General features: G+C 54.6%; 20 protein-coding genes. 12 read left to right on the top strand and 8 right to left on the bottom strand.

Annotated elements, in window-relative coordinates; translation table 11 throughout:
• Positions 1 to 4: 4 nt before the first annotated feature.
• The 4 genes from prmA to uvrA form a co-directional block, all read right to left on the bottom strand.
• Entirely contained in the window at positions 5 to 835 is an 831-nt protein-coding gene (gene prmA / locus ABD920_RS04455; protein WP_345157079.1) for a 50S ribosomal protein L11 methyltransferase, read from the bottom strand.
• 8 nt (positions 836 to 843) lie between these two features.
• Positions 844 to 1,221: a 7(1) septoil knot domain-containing protein gene (locus ABD920_RS04450; RefSeq protein ID WP_345157078.1), complete on the bottom strand. Its 378-nt coding sequence runs from the start codon at positions 1,219 to 1,221 to the stop codon at positions 844 to 846.
• Between the two features lie 99 nt (positions 1,222 to 1,320).
• Positions 1,321 to 2,082, bottom strand: coding sequence for a triose-phosphate isomerase (tpiA, locus tag ABD920_RS04445; protein ID WP_345157077.1), 762 nt, complete (start codon positions 2,080 to 2,082; stop codon positions 1,321 to 1,323).
• Positions 2,083 to 2,398: 316 nt separating this feature from the next.
• Positions 2,399 to 5,203, bottom strand: coding sequence for an excinuclease ABC subunit UvrA (uvrA, locus tag ABD920_RS04440; protein ID WP_345157076.1), 2,805 nt, complete (start codon positions 5,201 to 5,203; stop codon positions 2,399 to 2,401).
• Positions 5,204 to 5,701: 498 nt separating this feature from the next.
• Here uvrA and ABD920_RS04435 point away from each other — a divergent pair, with 498 nt between their 5' ends.
• Positions 5,702 to 6,739, top strand: a complete 1,038-nt coding sequence (locus ABD920_RS04435) for a T9SS type A sorting domain-containing protein (protein ID WP_345157074.1) — start codon at positions 5,702 to 5,704, stop codon at positions 6,737 to 6,739.
• 91 nt (positions 6,740 to 6,830) lie between these two features.
• Positions 6,831 to 6,971, top strand: coding sequence for a 30S ribosomal protein THX (locus ABD920_RS04430; protein ID WP_345157073.1), 141 nt, complete (start codon positions 6,831 to 6,833; stop codon positions 6,969 to 6,971).
• A gap of 69 nt (positions 6,972 to 7,040) precedes the next feature.
• Here ABD920_RS04430 and ABD920_RS04425 read toward each other — a convergent pair whose 3' ends face one another.
• Complete coding sequence (locus ABD920_RS04425) at positions 7,041 to 8,315, bottom strand: MFS transporter (protein WP_345157071.1); 1,275 nt, start codon at positions 8,313 to 8,315, stop codon at positions 7,041 to 7,043.
• Positions 8,316 to 8,640: 325 nt separating this feature from the next.
• Between ABD920_RS04425 and ABD920_RS04420 the strand changes: the two genes are divergently transcribed.
• From ABD920_RS04420 to ABD920_RS04375, 10 genes are all read left to right on the top strand, one after another.
• Complete coding sequence (locus tag ABD920_RS04420; protein WP_345157070.1) at positions 8,641 to 9,075, top strand: hypothetical protein; 435 nt, start codon at positions 8,641 to 8,643, stop codon at positions 9,073 to 9,075.
• Positions 9,076 to 9,393: 318 nt separating this feature from the next.
• Complete coding sequence (locus tag ABD920_RS04415) at positions 9,394 to 9,732, top strand: hypothetical protein (RefSeq protein WP_345157069.1); 339 nt, start codon at positions 9,394 to 9,396, stop codon at positions 9,730 to 9,732.
• A 397-nt stretch (positions 9,733 to 10,129) separates the two neighbouring features.
• On the top strand, positions 10,130 to 10,501 hold the full coding sequence (locus ABD920_RS04410) for a group III truncated hemoglobin (protein ID WP_345157067.1): 372 nt from the start codon (positions 10,130 to 10,132) through the stop codon (positions 10,499 to 10,501).
• Between the two features lie 293 nt (positions 10,502 to 10,794).
• On the top strand, positions 10,795 to 11,397 hold the full coding sequence (locus ABD920_RS04405; RefSeq protein WP_345157065.1) for an RNA polymerase sigma factor: 603 nt from the start codon (positions 10,795 to 10,797) through the stop codon (positions 11,395 to 11,397).
• A complete protein-coding gene (locus ABD920_RS04400; protein ID WP_345157063.1) occupies positions 11,372 to 11,605 on the top strand; it encodes a hypothetical protein in 234 nt (77 codons plus the stop codon). The genes ABD920_RS04405 and ABD920_RS04400 overlap by 26 nt, the downstream gene beginning before the upstream one ends.
• Before the next feature lie 15 nt (positions 11,606 to 11,620).
• Positions 11,621 to 12,301 (top strand): endonuclease III, encoded by a 681-nt coding sequence (nth, locus tag ABD920_RS04395; protein WP_345157062.1) that lies wholly within the window; start codon positions 11,621 to 11,623, stop codon positions 12,299 to 12,301.
• A gap of 159 nt (positions 12,302 to 12,460) precedes the next feature.
• Positions 12,461 to 13,048: an LURP-one-related family protein gene (locus ABD920_RS04390; RefSeq protein WP_345157060.1), complete on the top strand. Its 588-nt coding sequence runs from the start codon at positions 12,461 to 12,463 to the stop codon at positions 13,046 to 13,048.
• A 282-nt stretch (positions 13,049 to 13,330) separates the two neighbouring features.
• A complete protein-coding gene (locus ABD920_RS04385; RefSeq protein ID WP_345157058.1) occupies positions 13,331 to 14,224 on the top strand; it encodes a M28 family peptidase in 894 nt (297 codons plus the stop codon).
• A gap of 91 nt (positions 14,225 to 14,315) precedes the next feature.
• A complete protein-coding gene (locus tag ABD920_RS04380) occupies positions 14,316 to 15,377 on the top strand; it encodes an oxidoreductase (protein WP_345157057.1) in 1,062 nt (353 codons plus the stop codon).
• A 62-nt stretch (positions 15,378 to 15,439) separates the two neighbouring features.
• Positions 15,440 to 16,111 carry a metal-dependent hydrolase gene (locus tag ABD920_RS04375; RefSeq protein WP_345157056.1) on the top strand — a complete coding sequence of 224 codons (672 nt, stop codon included), beginning with the start codon at positions 15,440 to 15,442 and terminating at the stop codon, positions 16,109 to 16,111.
• 118 nt (positions 16,112 to 16,229) lie between these two features.
• Here ABD920_RS04375 and ABD920_RS04370 read toward each other — a convergent pair whose 3' ends face one another.
• The 3 genes from ABD920_RS04370 to gldB form a co-directional block, all read right to left on the bottom strand.
• On the bottom strand, positions 16,230 to 16,709 hold the full coding sequence (locus ABD920_RS04370) for a DUF4890 domain-containing protein (protein WP_345157054.1): 480 nt from the start codon (positions 16,707 to 16,709) through the stop codon (positions 16,230 to 16,232).
• Between the two features lie 219 nt (positions 16,710 to 16,928).
• A complete protein-coding gene (locus ABD920_RS04365) occupies positions 16,929 to 18,134 on the bottom strand; it encodes a glycosyltransferase family 4 protein (protein WP_345157052.1) in 1,206 nt (401 codons plus the stop codon).
• Positions 18,135 to 18,423: 289 nt separating this feature from the next.
• Positions 18,424 to 19,428: a gliding motility lipoprotein GldB gene (gene gldB, locus ABD920_RS04360; protein ID WP_345157050.1), complete on the bottom strand. Its 1,005-nt coding sequence runs from the start codon at positions 19,426 to 19,428 to the stop codon at positions 18,424 to 18,426.
• Positions 19,429 to 19,502: the final 74 nt, after the last annotated feature.

Genomic DNA, 19,502 nt, shown 5'->3' with positions numbered 1-19,502 from the left:
TTTGTTAGCGTGCGTGGAATATGGCGGACACCCAGTTGTTCTTCACCCGGTGTGATTGGTATTGCAGCCCCAGCCCTTCTGCTTTCTGCTGGAGTATCGGTAAGTCCTCGGTATAAAAGCCGCTCAGCAGCAGCCAGCCTTCCGGCTTCAGCACCGCTTTATATGCGGGCATATCTTCTAATAGAACGTTTCTGTTGATGTTCGCCAGTATAATATCAAACGGATTTTCAGCGGCGACGGTCTCAACGCCACCGAGGCGCACGTCAATCTGGCCATAGTTGTTCAGTTCCGCGTTTTCCCGGGCGTTTTCCACCGTCCAGTCCTCAATATCCACCGCCACAAGCTCCGCTGCCCCCAGCTCGCCTGCCATGATCGCCAGGATGCCGGTACCGCAGCCCATATCCAGCACGCGCTTGCCCCGGTGGTCCACCGTCAGCTGGTTCTCGATCATGAGCGTGGTGGTTTCGTGGTGGCCCGTGCCAAACGACATCTTCGGGTTGATGACGATATCGAACTTCGCCTCCTCCGGCCTCGGGTGGAAAGAGGCCCGCACCGACACCTGCCCGCCGATAAACAGCGCCTCAAAGTTGCGCTCCCACTCCTCGTTCCAGTTCTGCCGCTCGATCTTCTGTACGGCATATGTTACCTGCACCTGCCCGGCATAGCGCTGCAGCGTTTCCTGCAGGGCCGCCTCGCTGTACTGCTCTTCCTCGATGTAGGCGCTGAAGCCGTCTTCCGTCTCCACAAAAGCGTCAAAGCCGAGCTCTCCGAGTTCGGCTGTCAGGATGTCCGCAAAGGCGGCGTCTACTTTCAAAGTTACTTCTATAAAATCCATGGTAAAAATTAATCGCGGCAGGTGGCTGAAGAACGCACATCCGTATAAAACACCGTGAAATCGGCCTGGTAGCGCTGATCCGTCACGTAAAGTATATGGTTCGCAAACGCCTTGTGCGGCGTGATAAACCAGATGCCCGGGCCATCGGCAAACAGCTTGTTGTTCTCGCGGTACACCACCAGGTTGGCAAAGGCCTCCTCCTCATTCAGGAAGACGATGGCAGACGCGGTGTTTTTGTAGCGAGGGTCGCGCTCCAGGTAAACGGCCCCGTAAACATGGCAATAGTCTTTGGCTGCGCTCACCCCGCTGACAGGTGCAGGTGCTGTTGCCGGCGTCACGAAATGCGGCAGCAGCGCCATCCAGCCCATCCACAATATCTGCATCATTATATATAGCATATTAATTTCAAAGGTAGATATAAGTTACATAAAAAAGGGTGCCAATTTCAGCAATTAGCACCCTTTTTTACACTTTATTTTTATACTTTAAAAAGACTTGATGATGGCTGTAAAGTCCCTGGACTTAAGCGAGGCACCTCCTATCAGGCCACCGTCTATGTCTTCCTGCGCGAAAAGCTCCTGCGCATTGCCCGGGTTACAGCTACCGCCATATAGAATAGTGCAATTATAGGCCGCCTCCGCATCAAACATGCGCGACAGCTGCTCGCGTATATAGGCGTGCATTTCCTGCGCCTGCTCTGAGCTGGCTGTCTTGCCCGTACCAATGGCCCAGATCGGCTCATAGGCAATCACGATCTGGTCAAACTCCTCGTTGCTCAGGAAAGAGACGCTGTCTTTCAGCTGCTGGCCCACATACTCGAAGTGGTTGTCGGCATCACGCTCTTCCAGCGGCTCGCCACAGCAGAAGATCGGCTTCAGCCCCTGGGCGATGGAAAGCTTCATCTTCTTGTACAGCGTCTGCGCGTCTTCGTGATGGTACAGGCGGCGTTCGCTGTGCCCGATGATCACGTACTCCACGCCTACCGACTTGAGCATGGCCGCCGACACCTCGCCGGTATAGGCCCCGCTTTCGTGCTCGCTCACGTTCTGGGCCGCCAGGTGCATTTTATCATTACCCTGCACCAGTTTACCCACGCTCTGCAGGTACGGGAAAGGAGGCGACACAATGACGGTCACATCGCCGCTCACTTCGTCTTTCACCATGTTATCGATCTCCGATACCAGCGAAAGCGCCTCCTCGTATGTTTTATTCATCTTCCAGTTGCCTGCAACAATCTTCTTTCTCATGTTTTATGTGTTTGTTAATGATGATCTTATATATACTCTGTTTCGTGTTTTTTGCTACTGATGTGGCAATTTAACAATTTCCGGTTTAACCCCACCCCAACCCTCCCCTAAAAACAGGGGAGGGAGTTGTAGCTGCTTTGTTGCTAATATTTTTTGGCTACAGACGAGCACATTTTCGCTTTCCGCTTGCAATGAAAACCTTAGTAAGAAAGAAGAAAAGCAGCCTCCCCTCCTGTTTTTAGGAGGGGGCGGGGGGAGGTAAAAAAGCCGCAGCAACATCCGTTACTGCGGCTTCCATATATAAACCAGTTTTCTTCTAAACTTTCCCCCGCAGAAACCGGGCGGTGTCATTATGTTCCAGCTTCACCATCTCCTCCGGGGTGCCTTCGAAGAGCAGGTGGCCGCCGTTGGTGCCGCCTTCCGGGCCGAGGTCGATGATCCAGTCGGCAGATTTGATGATATCCATGTTGTGCTCGATGATGACAACCGTGTTGCCGTTCTCGATGAGCGCGTTCATGGAGGTGAGCAGCTTGCTGATGTCGTGGAAGTGCAGGCCGGTGCTGGGCTCGTCGAAGATAAAGAGGATGTTCTCGTGGTGCGAGGTAGCGCCCTTCGTGAGGAAGGAAGCCAGCTTCACGCGCTGCGCCTCGCCCCCCGACAGGGTGTTGCTCGACTGCCCGAGCCGTATATACCCCAGGCCCACATCATCCAGCGGCTTCAGGCGCTCTGAGATTTTCGGCTGGTCCGCAAAAAAGCTGATGCTGTCGGCGATGGTCATATCCAGCACTTCGGATATGTTTTTCTCTTTGTATTGGATGTCGAGCACGTCCTGCTTGAAGCGCTGGCCGTGGCAGCTCTCGCAGGTCAGGTAGATGTCGGCCATAAACTGCATCTCGATCTTTACCTGCCCCTCGCCCTGGCATACCTCGCAGCGGCCACCCTCGATGTTGAACGAGAAGTGCGACGGCTTAAACCCGCGCGATTTCGCCAGCGGCTGATCGGCATACAGCGCCCGGATGGCGTCATAGGCCTTCACGTAGGTCACCGGATTGGAGCGCGACGACTTACCGATCGGGTTCTGGTCCACGAACTCCACGTGGTCGATCTTGCCGTAGTCGCCGGCAAGCTTGTCGAACTTACCCGTGGACTCCGAAGAGCTGCCGTGCAGTTTCTGCATGGCCGGGGCCAGTATTTTTTTCACCAGCGTCGATTTGCCGGAGCCGCTCACGCCCGTCACCACCGTCATCACGCTCAGCGGAAATTTCACGCTCAGGTTTTTCAGGTTGTTCTCGCGGGCTCCGATCACCTCAATCGCGTTGCGCCACTTGCGCCGGTGCGATGGCACCGGCACTTCCATGCGGCCGCTCAGGTATTTGGCCGTGTAGGTGTCCACGCTCCTGGTCATTTCCTCGAATGTGCCCTGGAACATCAGGTTGCCGCCACCGGATCCGGCCTCCGGGCCGATGTCGATGAGCTGGTCGGCCGCTTTCATCATCTCCTCCTCGTGCTCCACCACAATCACGGTGTTGCCCAGCTGCTGCAGCGTGCGCAGCACCCCGATCAGCTGCTCCGAGTCTTTCGGGTGCAGGCCAATACTCGGCTCATCCAGGATGTACATCGATCCCACCAAAGCACTGCCCAGCGAGGTGGCCAGGTTAATGCGCTGGCTCTCGCCACCGGACAAGGTGTTGGAAAGGCGGTTGAGTGTAAGATAGCCCAAGCCTACGCGCTCGAGGTAACTCAGGCGGTTGGCCACCTCCGTCACCAGCCGGTCGGCCACGTTCCGCTCGTGCTGCGTCAGCTCAATCCCTCTGAAAAAGGGCAGCACCTGCGTGAGCGGCATCAGCACCAGGTCTGTGATGCTCTTGCCGTTCACTTTCACGTAGCTGGCATCTTTGCGCAGGCGCGAGCCACGGCACTCCGGGCAGGTGGTGCGGCCACGGTAACGCGACAGCATCACGCGGTACTGAATTTTGTGCGTCTGCCCTTGTATATGCCTGAAAAATTCATTGAGGCCCTCGAAGTATTTGTTGCCTTTCCAGAGCAGCTCCTGCTCCGCCTCCGTCAGCTCGTTGTAGGGGCGGTGGATGGGGAAGTCGAAGCGGATGCCGTTTTTCACCAGCGGCTGCAGCCACTCGTTCATCTTATCGGAGCGCCAGGGTGCGATGGCCCCCTCATATATGGTCAGGCTCTTGTCGGGGATCACCAGGTCCGGGTCGATGCCGAGCACGCTGCCGAAGCCTTCGCAGGTCTGGCAGGCGCCGTAGGGGTTGTTGAAGCTGAAGAAGTTCACCGACGGCTCCTCGAACACCATCCCGTCCAGCTCGAACCGGTCAGAGAACACGCGCTCCTCTTCGCCATATATTACCCGGCACTCGCCGTGCCCCTCGAAGAAAGCCGTCTGCACCGAGTCGGCGATGCGGAACTGGAGGTCCTCGTCCGATTTATATATCACCGCACGGTCCACGAGTATATAGATGTGCTTGCCCAGCTTCGGCTTTTTCTGCTCCAGCAGCTCCTCGATAAAATACACCTCACCGTCGGCGTAGATGCGGGAATAGCCTTTCTGCAGCAGCAAGTCCAGTTCCTTGGCCAGCGTGCGATCCGTGTGCTGGTGCAGCGGCGCCAGGATCATCACGCGCGCCTCGTCCTCCAGCGAGAAAATAAAATCCACCACATCAGCCACCGAATCCTTCTGCACCACCTCGCCGGTTACCGGCGAATAGGTTTTGCCGATGCGGGCGTAGAGCAGCTTCAGGTAATCGTATATCTCGGTGCTGGTGCCCACCGTGGAGCGGTTGTTCTTGATGCTCACCTTCTGCTCGATGGCGATGGCCGGGCTGATGCCTTTGATATAATCCACGTCGGGCTTGTCCATGCGGCCCAGGAACTGGCGCGCGTAGGAGCTGAGGCTCTCCACGTACATGCGCTGCCCCTCGGCATATAGGGTGTCGAAGGCGAGCGAGGACTTGCCGGAGCCGGAAAGGCCCGTGATGACGATGAACTTGTTGCGGGGCAGCGCGACGCTCAGGTTTTTGAGGTTGTGCACCCGCGCCCCTTTAATGATGATGTTCTGACGGGCGTCAAGCTCGTCGAGGTTATAATCGGGAATGTTTGCCATATAGAAAGCGGCTCTCCGAAAGCTGTTCCACACATCCTTCGGAAGCCATTTTTGCTCCTTGCGTTAATTTGTAAAGATACGAATAGATAACCTCAAATTGAAGGCCTTTGTTGCACCGGCTGCTGCAGTTGAGCGTGCCATATATAACACCGGCTGTGGCAGAATCGTTACCCGCGCCTTTCTATATGCCGGCACCGGCACACGCGCCTTTTTCCATGCTCCATGACTGCTGGACTTTAATAATTAAAAATAGCAGAACAGGCATATCAACAGCTTGTTATCTACGTACAACAGCATAGAAGGCTGACATGGCCTGCCTTCGGACTACAGGCTTCCACAGCGATTCCTGCCAATTGGAGCTGCTCCCCTTACAGCTCACTCAAAACACCGCTCCCTGCTATTACAGCCTGTACGTTTCAGGCTTCTGCTACGTCACTCACCCTTCTTTCGGCGGCACCTGTGCTGCTATATAAGCTAAACTTTAACGCTATATGACCTATGAAAATATTTACGCTTTACAGGTCACTGATCTGTCTCTTCCTTCTTTCTTTTATCTCGCTGCCCAATGCCAAGGCGCAGCTTGTTGAGGAGGGCGTTTGCTCCTACGAAGACAACTGTATTTTTGCAGAATTTATAGCCGTACAGGAAGCAAGCCCCACCTCAACCAGCCTGGTTATTGTACTAAACGCTATTCTCGCCCAGGGCGGCCCCTGCAACAACATAGACGGGCTGATCTTTACTCCCGTAGGTGGAGTTCCCATCTTACGGACACGGGCGCAGCTCGCCGCCGACCCGTTTGTAGAACTCACAGTAAACAGGGCCCTGTTCACTACCACGCCCGATGTACTGATTTCCAGCTTCTTCTACATCTCCATTCCCGTTTTCAGCATTCTCATTCCGGTACCCACTGACGTTGTAGACCTGCAGGCCAGGATCGACTCAGACGACCCGTGCTTACCCATCACCCCGCTGCCGGTGGAGCTTATCAGCTTTGACGGTGCTGTGAAGAAAGAAGGCGTAGAGCTAAGCTGGAGCACCGCCAGCGAGCAGGACAACAGCCACTTTGAGATTGAGCGCAGCGCCGACGGCAAGGTGTTTGAGCAAGTAGGCAAAGTGGATGGCCACGGCAACTCCACCACAAAGATCAGCTACCGCTTCACTGACCATACCCCGCTGACCGGCCAGAGCTATTACCGGCTGAGACAGGTTGATTTCAATGGCCAGCACGAGTACTCGAAGGTAATTGCGGTGTCGGTTGGGGCGGATGGCGCGGATGCGCTGCAGGTGGTGCTCGCCCCGAACCCCTGCCCGAACGGCAACTGCCAGATCAGTATACGCAATGCCGTCGGAGCGCAGGAAACACGGCTTGAGCTGACAGATTTGTCGGGGCGGCTGCTGTACACCACCACCGTGCGGCACGCCAGCAACAGAACCACCGTACTGCCCATGCAGGCGCTGCAAGGCTATAAAGGCCTGTATATACTCTCCGCCGTATCGGGCGGCAAGGTGGTGCGCCAACGGGTAGTGCTGGAGTAAAGCCTGCGGCCCCTGCAATTAAGTTGAACCTGCCCGGGTGTGATGCTCGTATGGGGAGGTAGCAACATACACGTACTAACAGAATTATTTTATGGGAAAAGGTGATGTAAAATCAAGAAAAGGGAAAATAACAAAAGGCACGTACGGAAACAGGCGCCCACGCGCAGCCAACAAAAAAACAGGCGAGGCTGCTGCCCCTACTCCCCCTAAAAAAGCAGAGGCTGCCAAGTAACGAGCGGCAAATCACGATCGCAGCGACCCGCCCTATCATGAGATAGGGCGGGCCGCTGTGCTTTTCAGGCTATGCGAGTTCGGGTGTCGCGCCCTGGTCAAGGCTTAGCACACGCAGTTTGTCTGCTTTAACAGCGGTGACACCCACTACCACCAGCGTCATAACTCCGCCGAACAGCACCGCGGGCACCACCCCCATCAGCTTCGCTGTGAAACCCGACTCAAAGGCCCCGATCTCGTTGGAAGAGCCGACAAAGATATTATTCACCGACGACACGCGCCCTTTCATATACTCCGGCGTGAGGGTGTGGATAAGGGTGGAGCGGATGATGACGCTGATGCTATCGAAGGCGCCGCTCAGCGCCAGCAGCACCAGCGAAAACCAGAAGTTAGTGGAGAGCCCGAACAGCACGATACACACGCCGAAGCCCGCCACGCACCACAGCATTTTCTTGCCGGCGTTTGCCGCAATGGGGTGATAAGCCATGATAACAGCCATCAGCACAGAGCCAACGGCTGGCGCAGCCCGAAGAAAGCCAAGCCCCTCGGGCCCCGTCTGCAGAATATCGGAGGCGAAGATGGGAAGCAGCGCCACTGCCCCGCCGAACAGCACTGCGAAAAGATCGAGGGAGATGGCGCTCAGGATGACCTGGTTTCCGAACACGAACCGGATGCCGGAGCGCAGGCTTTCGGTCATGTTTTGCGGGTTGGTGTTTTCCGGCAGCGGCTTGGAGCCGATAAAGGCAAAGGCGGTGAGCGAGAGCAGCACAAGCGTGGCATCGGCAGCGTAGGCCGCCGTGCTGCCGGCGAAGCCGTATAGCAACCCGCCGATCGCGGGTCCGGTGAGCGAGGCCGCCTGCCAGGTGGTGCTGCTCCAGGTGATGGCGTTGGCGTAAAGCTGCTTGTTCACGACCAGCTGCGGCATGAATGCAAACAGCGCCGGCCCCATGAAACCCCGGGCGATGCCGCTCACGAAAATAACCCCGTATATAGGCAGCACCCCGTACCGCGCCAGCACCTGGCTTGCGTCCAGCGTGAAGAACAGCAGCGCGGCAGAACAGAGCAACAGCACCGTCACCACCACCATGATAATCCTCTTGCGCGAAACCATATCGGCCAGGTAACCGGCGTAAAGCGACACCACGATAGAGGGTATGGCCTCGGCCAGCCCCATCAGCCCCAGCGAGAGCGGGTCCTGCGTGATATCATATATCTGCCACCCCACGATCACGGCTTGGATTTGCATCGCCAGCGTAATGCACAGCCGGGCTGTGACGTACAGCCGGAACTCCGGCAACCGGAGCACGGCATATGGGTCGTGTGTGGCTCTGAACGCCTCTTTCATGCTGCCTCAGCTGTATAAGGGTACGCTGCAAAGCTACAGCAAACCCGTTAAAAAACAGCTGCCGCAACGCCCGGATCGCACGCATTTATATATGCCCGTTTCGCTGGCCGTTTTTCATTGCCTGACGTATAAGAAATGCCTGCAAGACCCAAGCAGTCTGCACGTTAACAAGGTCCCAGAGCCATTCTTCTCTGGCAAAAGGCACTCACGAAGCGAAGTACTTTATCTTTATATAGCTCTTTCCGGCGTTCGATTTTATTCTGGCGACACCTCCAGAGCGAGCCTGGTAGTGCATGAGTTTGAACGACGCTTAAACTTACCGCCTATGACTGCCCCCGAGAAAGTAACGCTGCCCTTCCTGCAGGCTGACTTTCAGAAAGACCTGCAGGTGCTCTTCTGCCGCTGGCGCACGCCTGTCACCTTGGTCCAGTTTATGGAAGGCTACACGGCCGTGCTGCAGCTGGCCGGTCAGAAAGGGGCGCGCTTTTGGCTCCACGACCTGCGTCTCCGCAATCTCAGCGGGGCAGACGAGCAGCAATGGTTCTCGGCCATATTCATACCTGCCCTGAAGCAAACGCTGGGAAGCACGAATTTTAGCGCGTACCTGATGTCGCCGCTGCAGTATGAGCAACTTATAGCAGGTGCTGGCCCCGAGGCGGCAGGAAACACCTGCAGCAATTGCCTGGCCCTGCACTACTTCACCAACGAGCACGATGCCCTCGAGTGGCTGCACCTCTGCCGTCACCGCGTAGCCGTTTAGCACCAGGCCCGCCCGCTCCGCACCACCGTGTGCTCAAAGCAGAGGCATCAAAATAAGGCCTGAACGAAACAAGCTATGCCTTAATTCAGTATAAACATTTTACGATAAACTTTCCTTATACATTGTTTTAAATAGCACCCAGCTATAGATAATCAGGTGAAGGGCAGCCTATCCATTATCATAAGGTTATAAAAGCTGCGTTATCATTAACATTCTGTAAACTACCATATCTTAAGCGAACGCATGTACTGCGAATGCGTAGCTTTACCCTGGTAGGCGGCCCTGAATATTTTTTCACAACCCTTAATTATTTTGCACATGGAAGTACTTGATATCCGAAGCTTGCTGGAAAACATCGAACGAAAGGTGTGCCAGCAGGAGATTACGACTGACGCTGATGTAACGAAGCTGATAAATACGGAAATAGCGAAAGCCCTTAACCTGAAATATAAAAAGGAGAAGGAGACACAGGAGGACGCGCTGAAGCATGTGTCCTGCACCACAGTAACCTGCTACCTCGAGCACCTGAAAAACGTGGAGGAGAAACTTAAGATGCCAACACATATCTCCGCGCAGTGCTCGCTGGTGGAAGAGCGGGAGATCAACCGCCGCCTTTTGCTCATTCTGAACCGTATTAAAGGCTACAGCCGAAAGTAAGCCCCCGGGCATTTTTGATTTTTCAACCATATATCCTTCGGTAAGATCCCCATCTCTTTCGAAGGATTTTTTATGCCCATCCGTTTCTGGAAGAAGGCAAGAACTCCATATAACGTTATCTCACCTTCTGTAGCCTGCTTCTTTATATATTCCCATATATACCCAGCCACCGTTGCAGAAACGTCGCCTCCCCTGCCGCACTAAAATTCGCCGCACGGTGACTCAGGTCATTTTTCAAGTTACAGGATCTCCCTAATCTTGCAGGATGCTGGTACCGCGCCTTAATATGACCGCTCCGGCCCAAAAACTTTTAGGAGCGGGTAATGCGGGAGCGGGCGAAACCTACGCGAAGCGACAGGTTTTAAATTCGTCCGGATAAAACAGGAGAGGAACAGAGATGAAAAAAGACATAGAAACCGAGGAAGACATTAAGCTGCTGGTTGACACTTTTTACGACAACGTGAACCAGGATGAACTGCTTTCGCCCGTTTTCAACGATTTTGCCCAGGTAGACTGGCAGCACCACCTGCCCGTGATGTACAAGTTCTGGAGCACGGTGCTTTTCGGCAGCATGGCGTACAAGGGCCAGCCCTTCCCGAAGCATATGCGCCTCCCCGTAGAAAAGGAGCATTTCAGCCGATGGATCGCGCTTTTCACCCAAACCATCGGCGACCTTTTTGAAGGGCCTAAAGCCACGGAGGCAAAACAGAAGGCAACGAACATCGCCTATATTTTCCAGATGAAGCTAGGCCTGATCGGGCAATCTTAAGCTGCCGTCTCTACGTAGATACCGGCACCACCCACATTGGTGGGAAACGCTGCTTACAATGGCACGGCGCTTGTTACAGAAAACAGGGAAAAACCTTGCATAAACCGGCCTAACGACAGGGGTGTGGGTGGCGGTATAAAAGCAAAATATTTTTTTCGGCAATAGCAGGACCGGTGCTTGCACAATCAAAACGCATTCTATATATTTGATTTACTCATCACAAAAAATTTGTTCTAACTAGTAAACGCTACAATATGATATAAAGCTCTACGTTAACCTAATGTAGCTTTAACATGAATACATCCACCCTTATAAGCGATTCTGCTTTAGTTTCGCTTTATATCGCAGGCAAAGAGAGTGCGTTTGAACAACTAGTAAACAGGCACAAGAACAAAGTCTACACAACGATCTTTTTAATAGTTAAGGATTCTTATACAGCCGAGGACCTGTTGCAGGATACGTTTATCAAAGCGATCCACACCATGAAAGGCGGCCGGTATAATGAGGAAGGCAAGTTCTCCTCCTGGATCTGCCGTATTGCCCATAACCTGGCAATCGACCATTTCCGTAAAGAGAAACGCAGCCCGATGATCACGCTGGAGGACGGCAGCAATGTGTTCAACAACATGTCTTTTTCGGAGGACTCTGCGGAGTCTGTCCAGATAAAAGAGGACACGCATGCCCGCTTGCGCGAGCTTATCCAAACGTTGCCCCAAACGCAACGGGAAGTGCTTATGATGCGGCATTACGCGGAAATGAGCTTCCAGGAGATAGCGGACGCTACTGGTGTGAGCATCAACACTGCCCTGGGCCGTATGCGCTACGCGCTGATAAACCTGCGGAAGAAGATGCAAAACAACAATATAGCATATGATAAAAACCTCTACTCAGAATGAGCTTATCCAGTATGTATACAACGAATTGGCCGATGACGCCTTCGAGCAGCTGGAAGTAGCTTTGGTGCAGGACAAAGAGCTGGCAGCCAGCTGTTCCGAACTGCTCCTGATGCAACAGCTCCTGGATGATGCCGCCAAAGCGCCGCGCCAGCAGGCCATCGACAACATTTTAAATTACTCAAAAAGCTTAAGTTTGCAGTCTAACTGACTGCAAACTTTTTTTATGCGAAGGAAGGAACGCTACACGCGCCTGATCGAGTACTTTACGGAGCATTTCCCGGAGCCGGAAACGGAGCTGGCGTACCAAAACCCGTATGAGTTGATCCTGGCCGTGGTGCTGAGCGCGCAGTGCACCGATAAGCGCGTGAACATGGTGACGCCCGCCCTTTTTGAGGCCTACCCTACCCCGGCGCACCTGGCAACGGCCGCCCCCGAGGAAATCCTGCCCTATATCAAAAGCATCTCGTACCCCAACAACAAGGCAAAGCACCTGGCCGGGCTCGGGAAAATGCTGGTGGAAAACTTCAACGCGGAGGTGCCCAGCACCGTGGAGGAACTGGTGAAACTGCCGGGCGTGGGCCGCAAAACCGCCAACGTCATCGTCTCCGTTATCTGGAACCAGCCCGCCATGGCCGTAGACACGCACGTGTTCCGGGTAAGCAAGCGCCTGGGATTGGTAACAAAGGCCTCCAAAACGCCTGTGGACGTAGAGAAGCAACTGGTGGCGAACCTGCCCACCGAACTGGTGTCCAAGGCGCACCACTGGCTTATTCTGCATGGCCGCTATATCTGCCTGGCCCGCCGCCCCAAATGCGAAGCATGCCCCCTCTCCCACTTCTGCGCCTTTTTCCAGAAGAATTTCCCCAACATCCCCGACGATCCGGAGAATAAGCTGGGCGGGTAAATCGTAGTCTCTCTTTCCTCATGTAAGAATATCTTCCAGCATGTTTATTCATTCAGGCTTAGTGGTGTGTTATATATATTAGAAAATCTTTATATTTAGCTTTTAACAAGTACCGGCTATGCCGGAAAACTGAAGCTAACGAAACAAACCTTTCGCACGATGCACCCTGTACTGAACAGAAACCTATTCTTCGTAAAAGAACACACCGGCATGTTCAAGGCCGCCAACAACTTCGATATATATGACCCGGAAAACCAGCAGATGCTGATGACATGCCGGGAAGAGAAGCTGGGTATCTTTACGCGCATCCTCCGTTTCACCGATTACAAAAGGATGACGCCTTTCAACATTGTGGTTAGTAACACCAGCGGCGAGAAAGTGCTGACGGTGAAACGAGGCGCGTCTTTCTTTTTGTCGAAAGTGGAGGTGCTGGATGAGCACGACAACGTGGTAGGCAAGCTGAAGCAAAAGCTTTTCTCATTTGGCGGCAAGTTCAGCGTGTTAGACGCGAACGAGAATTTCCTGTTCTCCCTGAAAGGCAAGTGGACCAGCTGGGATTTTAAGTTTATGAAAGACGAGCTGGAGTTTGCGCGCGTCACCAAAAAGTGGGCCGGCATCGGCAAAGAGTTCTTCACCTCCGCAGACAATTATATACTGAAGGTGGAAGAACAGGTGCCGCAGGACAACAACATCCGGGTGCTGCTGCTGGGTGCCGTGCTGTGCATTGATATGGTGCTGAAAGAGTAGTTTATATATGCCACACGCTGTTCTGACTGATGCTACATAGAATCTATATATGTAAGCGTATTTATGATGAGCACAAAGCAGCCTGCTGTGGACCAAGCGTTCCGGCAGGCTGCTCTTGTTTTGAGGAAACTGCGCCTTGCCTGCTGTTGCACGTGTAAAGCGGCTCCCTTCTTTTCTATATATGCTATCGATATAAATTAGCAGGAGGCGACAGCGCAACCCAATTGCACGTAAGGTCTGTAAGGAATGGTCCATATTTCACTTTATCAAAGCGAAAAGGCGATGGCATTACAACCTGACATACAGCGTCTTTATCAGGATGTGGCCTTTCTGATGTCCATCCAACCCGCCCGCAACTACCGGAACAGGCAATCCCTGGAGGTAGCCTCGCGCCATATATATGACGAGCTGCACAAACTGGATTTCGACCAGATCGAATACCAGGAGTTCACGGTGCGGGGCGGGGAAAAGTACCGGAATGTGTCAGCTATATACAGAGGCACGCGTCAGGACAGGATCATCATCGGGGCGCATTACGACGTGTGCGGCGACCAGCCGGGAGCCGACGACAACGCCAGCGCCGTGGCTGGCCTGCTGGAAACCGCCCGGCTTCTATATGCCTACCAGCAGCGGGAAAAGCTGAATTATACACTCGAGTTTGTCGCCTACTGCCTGGAGGAGCCGCCTTTTTTCGGGTCCGATGAGATGGGCAGCGCCGTGCACGCACGCCGGATGGTGCAGGAGAAAGTTCCGGTGTTATATATGATCGCGTACGAAATGATCGGTTACTTCAGCGACGCCCCTGACTCGCAGCACTTCCCTGACCCTTCCCTGAAAAAGTTTTTCCCGACCACGGGCAACTTCGCCGTGGTAGCAGGCAGCAGCTCGCAGAAAAAAGTAGCCGACACGCTGGCCGCGCGCATGCAGAAGCACTGCAACATTCCTGTGTTTCCGGTGGCATTCCCGGTGACGGATGGCCTGGCAAACCTGTCGGACCACCGGAGTTACGCCAGACTTGGCTTCCCTGCGGTGATGGTGAACGACACGTCTTTTTTGCGGAACCCGCACTACCACATGCCAACCGATACCATCGACACACTTGACTTTGAGAGAATGGGCGAAGTGGTGAAAGGCGTGACGGGCATGCTGGTTTCGCTGAGTGAGGAGAGGCGCTAAGGCAGCTTTACGGCCCCATAAGCTGCAATCGCCCGAAATTCTGCTTAACTTACCCCACAGCAAGACATTATATACTGAGAACCTTCTTCTTATGAGCAAAACCATAAACGTTGGCCTGCTGGGCTTCGGCATGTCCGGCAGCGTGTTCCATGCCCCCTTTATCACCCATGTGCCGGGCCTGCACCTCTCCAAGATCAGGGAGACCCGACCTGAAAACATCGCTGTGGCCCAGGCGCGCTACCCGGAGGCCGGGATCGTGCAGGATGCCAGGGCTATTTTTGAGGACACGGCCATTGACCTCGTGGTGCTGGCCACGCCCAACGTCTCGCACCTGCCCCTGGCAAAAGCAGCGCTCGAGGCCGGCAAGCACGTGGTGGTGGAGAAGCCGTTCACCGTTACCTCCGCCGACGCAGACGAACTGATGGAGCTGGCCAAAAGCAAGGGCAAACTTCTGACGGTTTACCAGAACCGCCGCTGGGACAGCGACTTCAAAACAATAAAGAAAATCTTAGCGGGCAACCTGCTGGGCAACGTCGTGGAGTATGAGGCGCACTTCGACCGGTTCCGGAATTTCCTGAAGCCCAACACCTGGAAGGAAGAAGACGCCCCCGGCTCCGGCATTCTCTACGACCTGGGCTCGCACCTGATCGACCAGGCGCTTTGCCTTTTTGGCACGCCCGAAGCGGTATCCGCTGACCTGCGCACGCAACGCCGGCACAGCCAGATCACAGACAGCTTTCACCTCCTGCTGCACTACCCTGCGCTGCGCGTGATCCTGAGATCCGGCATGCTGGTGCGCGAGCAGGGGCCGCGCTACAAGATCTATGGCGACAAAGGCTCGTTCCTGAAATATGGCCTGGATGTGCAGGAGGCGGCTCTGAAAGAAGGCAACGCGCCGAAAGGGGCAACAGATTGGGGCAAAGAGCCGGAGGATATATGGGGCAGGCTCAACACGGAGCTGAACGGGCAGCACATCATGGGTAAAGTAGAGAGCGAAGCAGGTGACTATACCGGGTTCTACCAGAATGTGTACGGTGCCCTCACGGGCGATGAAGAGCTGGAGGTAACGCCCGAGCAGGCGCGCAACGTCATCAGGGTGATAGAGTTAGCCATGCAGAGCGATGCAGAAAAAAGAACGCTGAAGTATATATAGGTTATGAGGGCATTTTTTACATTTGCTTTCCTGATGCGCCACCTCAACTCCTATATAAAACTATGTTCATCGGTCATTTTGCTGCTGGCTTTGCAGGCAAAGCCGTAGCGCCCAAAGCCTCGCTGGGCACGATGTTCCTGGCCGCCCAGTTCCTGGACCTGCTCTGGCCCACGCTGCTCCTCCTGAACCTGGAGCATGCTGCCATCGCGCCCAACCCGGACAACATCACGCCGCTCGATTTCACCCACTACCCCATTTCGCATAGCCTGCTGCTGGTTTTGGGCTGGGGGCTGCTGTTCGGGTTGGTGTACTGGCTGCTCCAGAAAGACAGAAAAACGGCACTTGTGCTGGGCCTGCTGGTAATCAGCCACTGGTTCCTCGACCTGGTGGTGCATGTGCCGGACCTGCCGCTGTGGCCGGGCAACTCGCCTGTGGTGGGCCTCGGCCTCTGGCATTCGCTCCCCGGCACGCTGCTGGTGGAAGGGCTTTTATTTATCGGCGGCATATGGCTGTATCTCAGGGCCAGGCCTGCCGTTTCGAAAGCGAAAACGTATGCGCTGTGGGCGCTGGTTGTTTTCCTGGTGCTGGTATATGCGGCCAACGTGTTTGGGCCTCCGCCAACCGACATCACGGCTGTAGCATGGGCCGGGCAACTGCAATGGATTCTGGTGCTTTGGGGCTATTGGGCCGACCGTAAAAAAGCCGCCCCCGCTCTGACACCGGAAGCCATATAAGCTATAGCATAAAGGCCCGTGCTATATATAAACCGGGACAGGCCGGATATAAAAGCGCCGCCAAGCTGTAAGATTTACAGCTTGGCGGCGCTTTTATATATCATGGTTCCTGCTACACTTAGCTTCGCTCCTGCTGGTGCTGGCGGTTTTGTCTGTTTCTATGGCCATCATGGCCTTTTCTTTCCTGATGCTGCACCCGCATTTCCTTGCGCTGCTCCTGGTACTTGGCGTATTGCTTTTTGGTGAGGATGTCCTTCAGTTCTGCATCCCACTTCTCCCGGGAAGCTTTCATCTCCCGGCGCTGGTTTCTGTCGCGCTTTTCTCCTTCATTATGATGCGCGCGCATGGCCTCCCGTTCCTGCATCTGCTTAAGATGGAGCGCCTGTAGTTTCCTGGTCTGGGATTTATTCAGTCCAAGTTCCTGGCTCATTTTCTCTGTCCGGAGGGTAGCACGCTCTTCCGGGGTCCGGTTGCCTTTCCTGTCCTTACCGTCCCGCTGTTCGGTATGGTGGCTTCTTTCCTTTTTTGGTGCCTGCTGTGCCACAGCGCTGCCAGCAACCAGTATACCTAACGCAAGCACTACAAATGCCTTTTTCATCTTCTTTGTCTTTTAAGGGTGAAGGATTGATTTTGCGCAAAAGACCGGGTCCGGAGATTTGCTTCCTTATCTTTCTATCTATAACCAAAGCATGTGCCACATTTCTGAAGCGCGGGGCAACGTCCGTAAAGAAAAAGGAAGAAAGGGCAGAGGAAACATAAATGATGATTCACCCTCTATATGATGAAGGATAAAGAAGCAGGAACGCTACTTCACCCGCTACGGCAGCTTAAGCGCCACCCGCTGCAGCACTTCCTCCACGCCTAACACCAACTGCTGCCGGTCAAACAATTTCCGGGAAATGGTTTGTCCCTGCACACCTGCCTCCTTCAGTGCCCCGGGTCGCGCCAGCACCGTCTTTAGTACCTGCGCCATAGCTTCCGGCTGCTCTGCCGGCGTGTACCAGCCGCACCCATGCTGCTCTACAAAGGTTTTCGTCCAGCCGGGGTTTGTCACCAGCACGGGCGTGCCACAGGCGAGGCTGTCATATAGCTTTGCGGGGGAGTTGCTCGCCAGCACGGGCAGGTTGTTGAACGACACGACAGACAGCGAGGCGAGTTTGAAAAGTTGGAAGATCTCTGCCCGCGGCTGCGGGGGCAGCAGCAGCAGGTTGGGCACCCGCTGCGCCAGCTGGTGCAGTTGCGGCTCGTAGTACCCGCTGCCGGTAAAGATGAACTGAATAGCGGGGTTGGCGGCCATCTGCTCCACCACCTGCAGCAGCGTCGGGATGTCGTTGGCGCGGCCGTAGGTGCCGGCGTACAGCACCACCTGCTTCCCCTGCAACCCATGCTTCTGCCGCAGCGCCTCCACTTCCGCTGCCTGCACCGCGTCCACGAGTTGCAGATCGGTGCCGTTGTAGTTGGTGGTGATCTTGTCTGGGCTGATGCCCATGCTGCGCACGTAGGCGGTCATATCCGGGGAGAGGGTGATGATATGGCTGGCGCTGTGGTAAAGCCTTTTTTCCAGCTTATATAGCCGCTGCTTCAGCCACCGGCCCTTCACGGCCCCCATGGCAATCGGGAAGCTGGGCCACAGGTCCTGCACCTCAAACACCCACGGTACCCCCCGCAGGCGCGCCACCCGCGCGGCAATCCAGGGCGTGGTGAGGGGGGTGGAAACGGCCCAGATCACGTCCGGCTTCTGCAACCGCATAGCTGCCTTGAAAGCTCTGCCGGCAAACCCCGCAAAGGAACGCAGCCGCCGGGTAATGCCCATTTTATTCGCGTATGGCACCCGGCACTCGTAAAGCTCCACCCCCGCCGGCACCCAGGGATAGTTGGCCGTGATGCGCGTGCGCCGCCACCCGTCGCTTGCCACCAGGCTCACCCGATGCCGCTTCGCCAGTTCTTCCAGAAAGGAGTAATGGCGGCAGGTGGCAGGGCAATCCGGGCTCTGGTGGTGCTGGTTTAAAACGGCGATGTGCATGCGTTGATTGATGGTTGCTGCTCGGTGATTGATGGTTGGTGGCGGTTAGTTGTCAGTTATTGGTTGCGTAGAATCTCCCGACTGGTTCAGGGTTATATATAAACATGTATCTCTGTATCGATAAATTTAAAGCATATATGGAGAACCCGGTAAGCATATATACCTGCTGGAAATTATATATGAACTTCTGCTCTATCCATAGATGCATATGACTCTCATGATCTTCTCTCAAGTATCAATCAACAACCATCAATTAACAATTAAGAATTAACAATCAACGATTAATAACCTACTTCCGCCGCTCCGGCTTGTATTTCGACTCGTTGAAGATTTTGCTGTAGTCGGTTTCGGCCATCAGTTCGGGCAGTGTTACATCCGGGTTACGTTCCATATACTCCTGCACGATCTGCCAGCCTACCCAGGCGCCGATGCGGCCAGGGGCCGTGGCATCTATTTCAGGGGTGTTGGGGCGCTCGCCTATATACTTGTTCACCACGAACGGGCTTTTCTCGTACAGCAGGCTCTTCTCAATAAAATGCGCCCAGATGCGGCCTTCGTTCCGGTTTACGTCCGCAACCTGCTGCGCCGAATAGCTGATGATGGCAGAATCGGGTGTGCAGGGCAGCACCGCCTTCACAAAATAGTAGGCTTTGCCAATGTTCAGCATCTCCGCCAGCAGGGTTCTCTCGGCGGGGTTGGTTTTGTTGAAGCGGTCCGAGAGCAGGAGCATGGCCGCCGGCACCATTTTCTCGCGCTCGTAGCGGTTCTGGATATACTCATATACCTGCGGGCGGTAGCTGGCGTTTTCACCGATAAAATAATCGAGCCCGAAGACCAGCAGGCTGTCGGATATATAAATATCGTTGCCCAGGCTCCCAAGCCCCGTCACGAATGTTTTCACCTCCGGTACCCGGAACTCCGGGTAATTGTACTTCACCACCTTGAACGCCGTCTCCAGTTGCTGCTCCTCTTCGTCCATGTCCCCGAAGCGCTGCCCGGCCTGCTGCGCCAGGGTGTCCAGCGAGGGGTTCGAGGCTATCTCGTACAGCGACGAGACGATACGCGCATCCGTGGAATCACGCTTCAACTGAAGGTAGCTGCTGGCGAAGAATGGGTTCTCTTTCAGGAAGCGAGCGATGTCCTGTTCGGAGGCCGCTGCGAAAAAGGGTTTCTCCATCCGCTCTATCTCAACATTTACAGGCACTTCGGCAATTTCTTCGGGGAGTTCGCAGCCTTTGTCTTTGCAGCCGAAAGAGAGCAGAAGTGTTGTTAGTAATAGAAATCTGTAATACATTGTTGCGTATCTTTGTACAAAAATAGGGTGTTCCGTCGTATTAGGGTAACACAACGCATAATTAAACTACACTT

The sequence above is a fragment of the Pontibacter saemangeumensis genome (genome assembly GCF_039541895.1).
Classification (GTDB): domain Bacteria; phylum Bacteroidota; class Bacteroidia; order Cytophagales; family Hymenobacteraceae; genus Pontibacter; species Pontibacter saemangeumensis.
Note: the sequence above shows the minus strand (reverse complement) of the source record. Positions and strands in the feature narration are given on the sequence as shown.

Bases quoted from the DNA above. Each gene is read 5' to 3' on its own strand.
- prmA (WP_345157079.1), bottom strand. From the start codon at position 835: ATGGATTTTATAGAAGTAACTTTGAAAGTAGACGCCGCCTTTGCGGAC.
- ABD920_RS04450 (WP_345157078.1), bottom strand. From the start codon at position 1,221: ATGATGCAGATATTGTGGATGGGCTGGATGGCGCTGCTGCCGCATTTC.
- tpiA (WP_345157077.1), bottom strand. From the start codon at position 2,082: ATGAGAAAGAAGATTGTTGCAGGCAACTGGAAGATGAATAAAACATAC.
- uvrA (WP_345157076.1), bottom strand. From the start codon at position 5,203: ATGGCAAACATTCCCGATTATAACCTCGACGAGCTTGACGCCCGTCAG.
- ABD920_RS04435 (WP_345157074.1), top strand. From the start codon at position 5,702: ATGAAAATATTTACGCTTTACAGGTCACTGATCTGTCTCTTCCTTCTT.
- ABD920_RS04430 (WP_345157073.1), top strand. From the start codon at position 6,831: ATGGGAAAAGGTGATGTAAAATCAAGAAAAGGGAAAATAACAAAAGGC.
- ABD920_RS04425 (WP_345157071.1), bottom strand. From the start codon at position 8,315: ATGAAAGAGGCGTTCAGAGCCACACACGACCCATATGCCGTGCTCCGG.
- ABD920_RS04420 (WP_345157070.1), top strand. From the start codon at position 8,641: ATGACTGCCCCCGAGAAAGTAACGCTGCCCTTCCTGCAGGCTGACTTT.
- ABD920_RS04415 (WP_345157069.1), top strand. From the start codon at position 9,394: ATGGAAGTACTTGATATCCGAAGCTTGCTGGAAAACATCGAACGAAAG.
- ABD920_RS04410 (WP_345157067.1), top strand. From the start codon at position 10,130: ATGAAAAAAGACATAGAAACCGAGGAAGACATTAAGCTGCTGGTTGAC.
- ABD920_RS04405 (WP_345157065.1), top strand. From the start codon at position 10,795: ATGAATACATCCACCCTTATAAGCGATTCTGCTTTAGTTTCGCTTTAT.
- ABD920_RS04400 (WP_345157063.1), top strand. From the start codon at position 11,372: ATGATAAAAACCTCTACTCAGAATGAGCTTATCCAGTATGTATACAAC.
- nth (WP_345157062.1), top strand. From the start codon at position 11,621: ATGCGAAGGAAGGAACGCTACACGCGCCTGATCGAGTACTTTACGGAG.
- ABD920_RS04390 (WP_345157060.1), top strand. From the start codon at position 12,461: ATGCACCCTGTACTGAACAGAAACCTATTCTTCGTAAAAGAACACACC.
- ABD920_RS04385 (WP_345157058.1), top strand. From the start codon at position 13,331: ATGGCATTACAACCTGACATACAGCGTCTTTATCAGGATGTGGCCTTT.
- ABD920_RS04380 (WP_345157057.1), top strand. From the start codon at position 14,316: ATGAGCAAAACCATAAACGTTGGCCTGCTGGGCTTCGGCATGTCCGGC.
- ABD920_RS04375 (WP_345157056.1), top strand. From the start codon at position 15,440: ATGTTCATCGGTCATTTTGCTGCTGGCTTTGCAGGCAAAGCCGTAGCG.
- ABD920_RS04370 (WP_345157054.1), bottom strand. From the start codon at position 16,709: ATGAAAAAGGCATTTGTAGTGCTTGCGTTAGGTATACTGGTTGCTGGC.
- ABD920_RS04365 (WP_345157052.1), bottom strand. From the start codon at position 18,134: ATGCACATCGCCGTTTTAAACCAGCACCACCAGAGCCCGGATTGCCCT.
- gldB (WP_345157050.1), bottom strand. From the start codon at position 19,428: ATGTATTACAGATTTCTATTACTAACAACACTTCTGCTCTCTTTCGGC.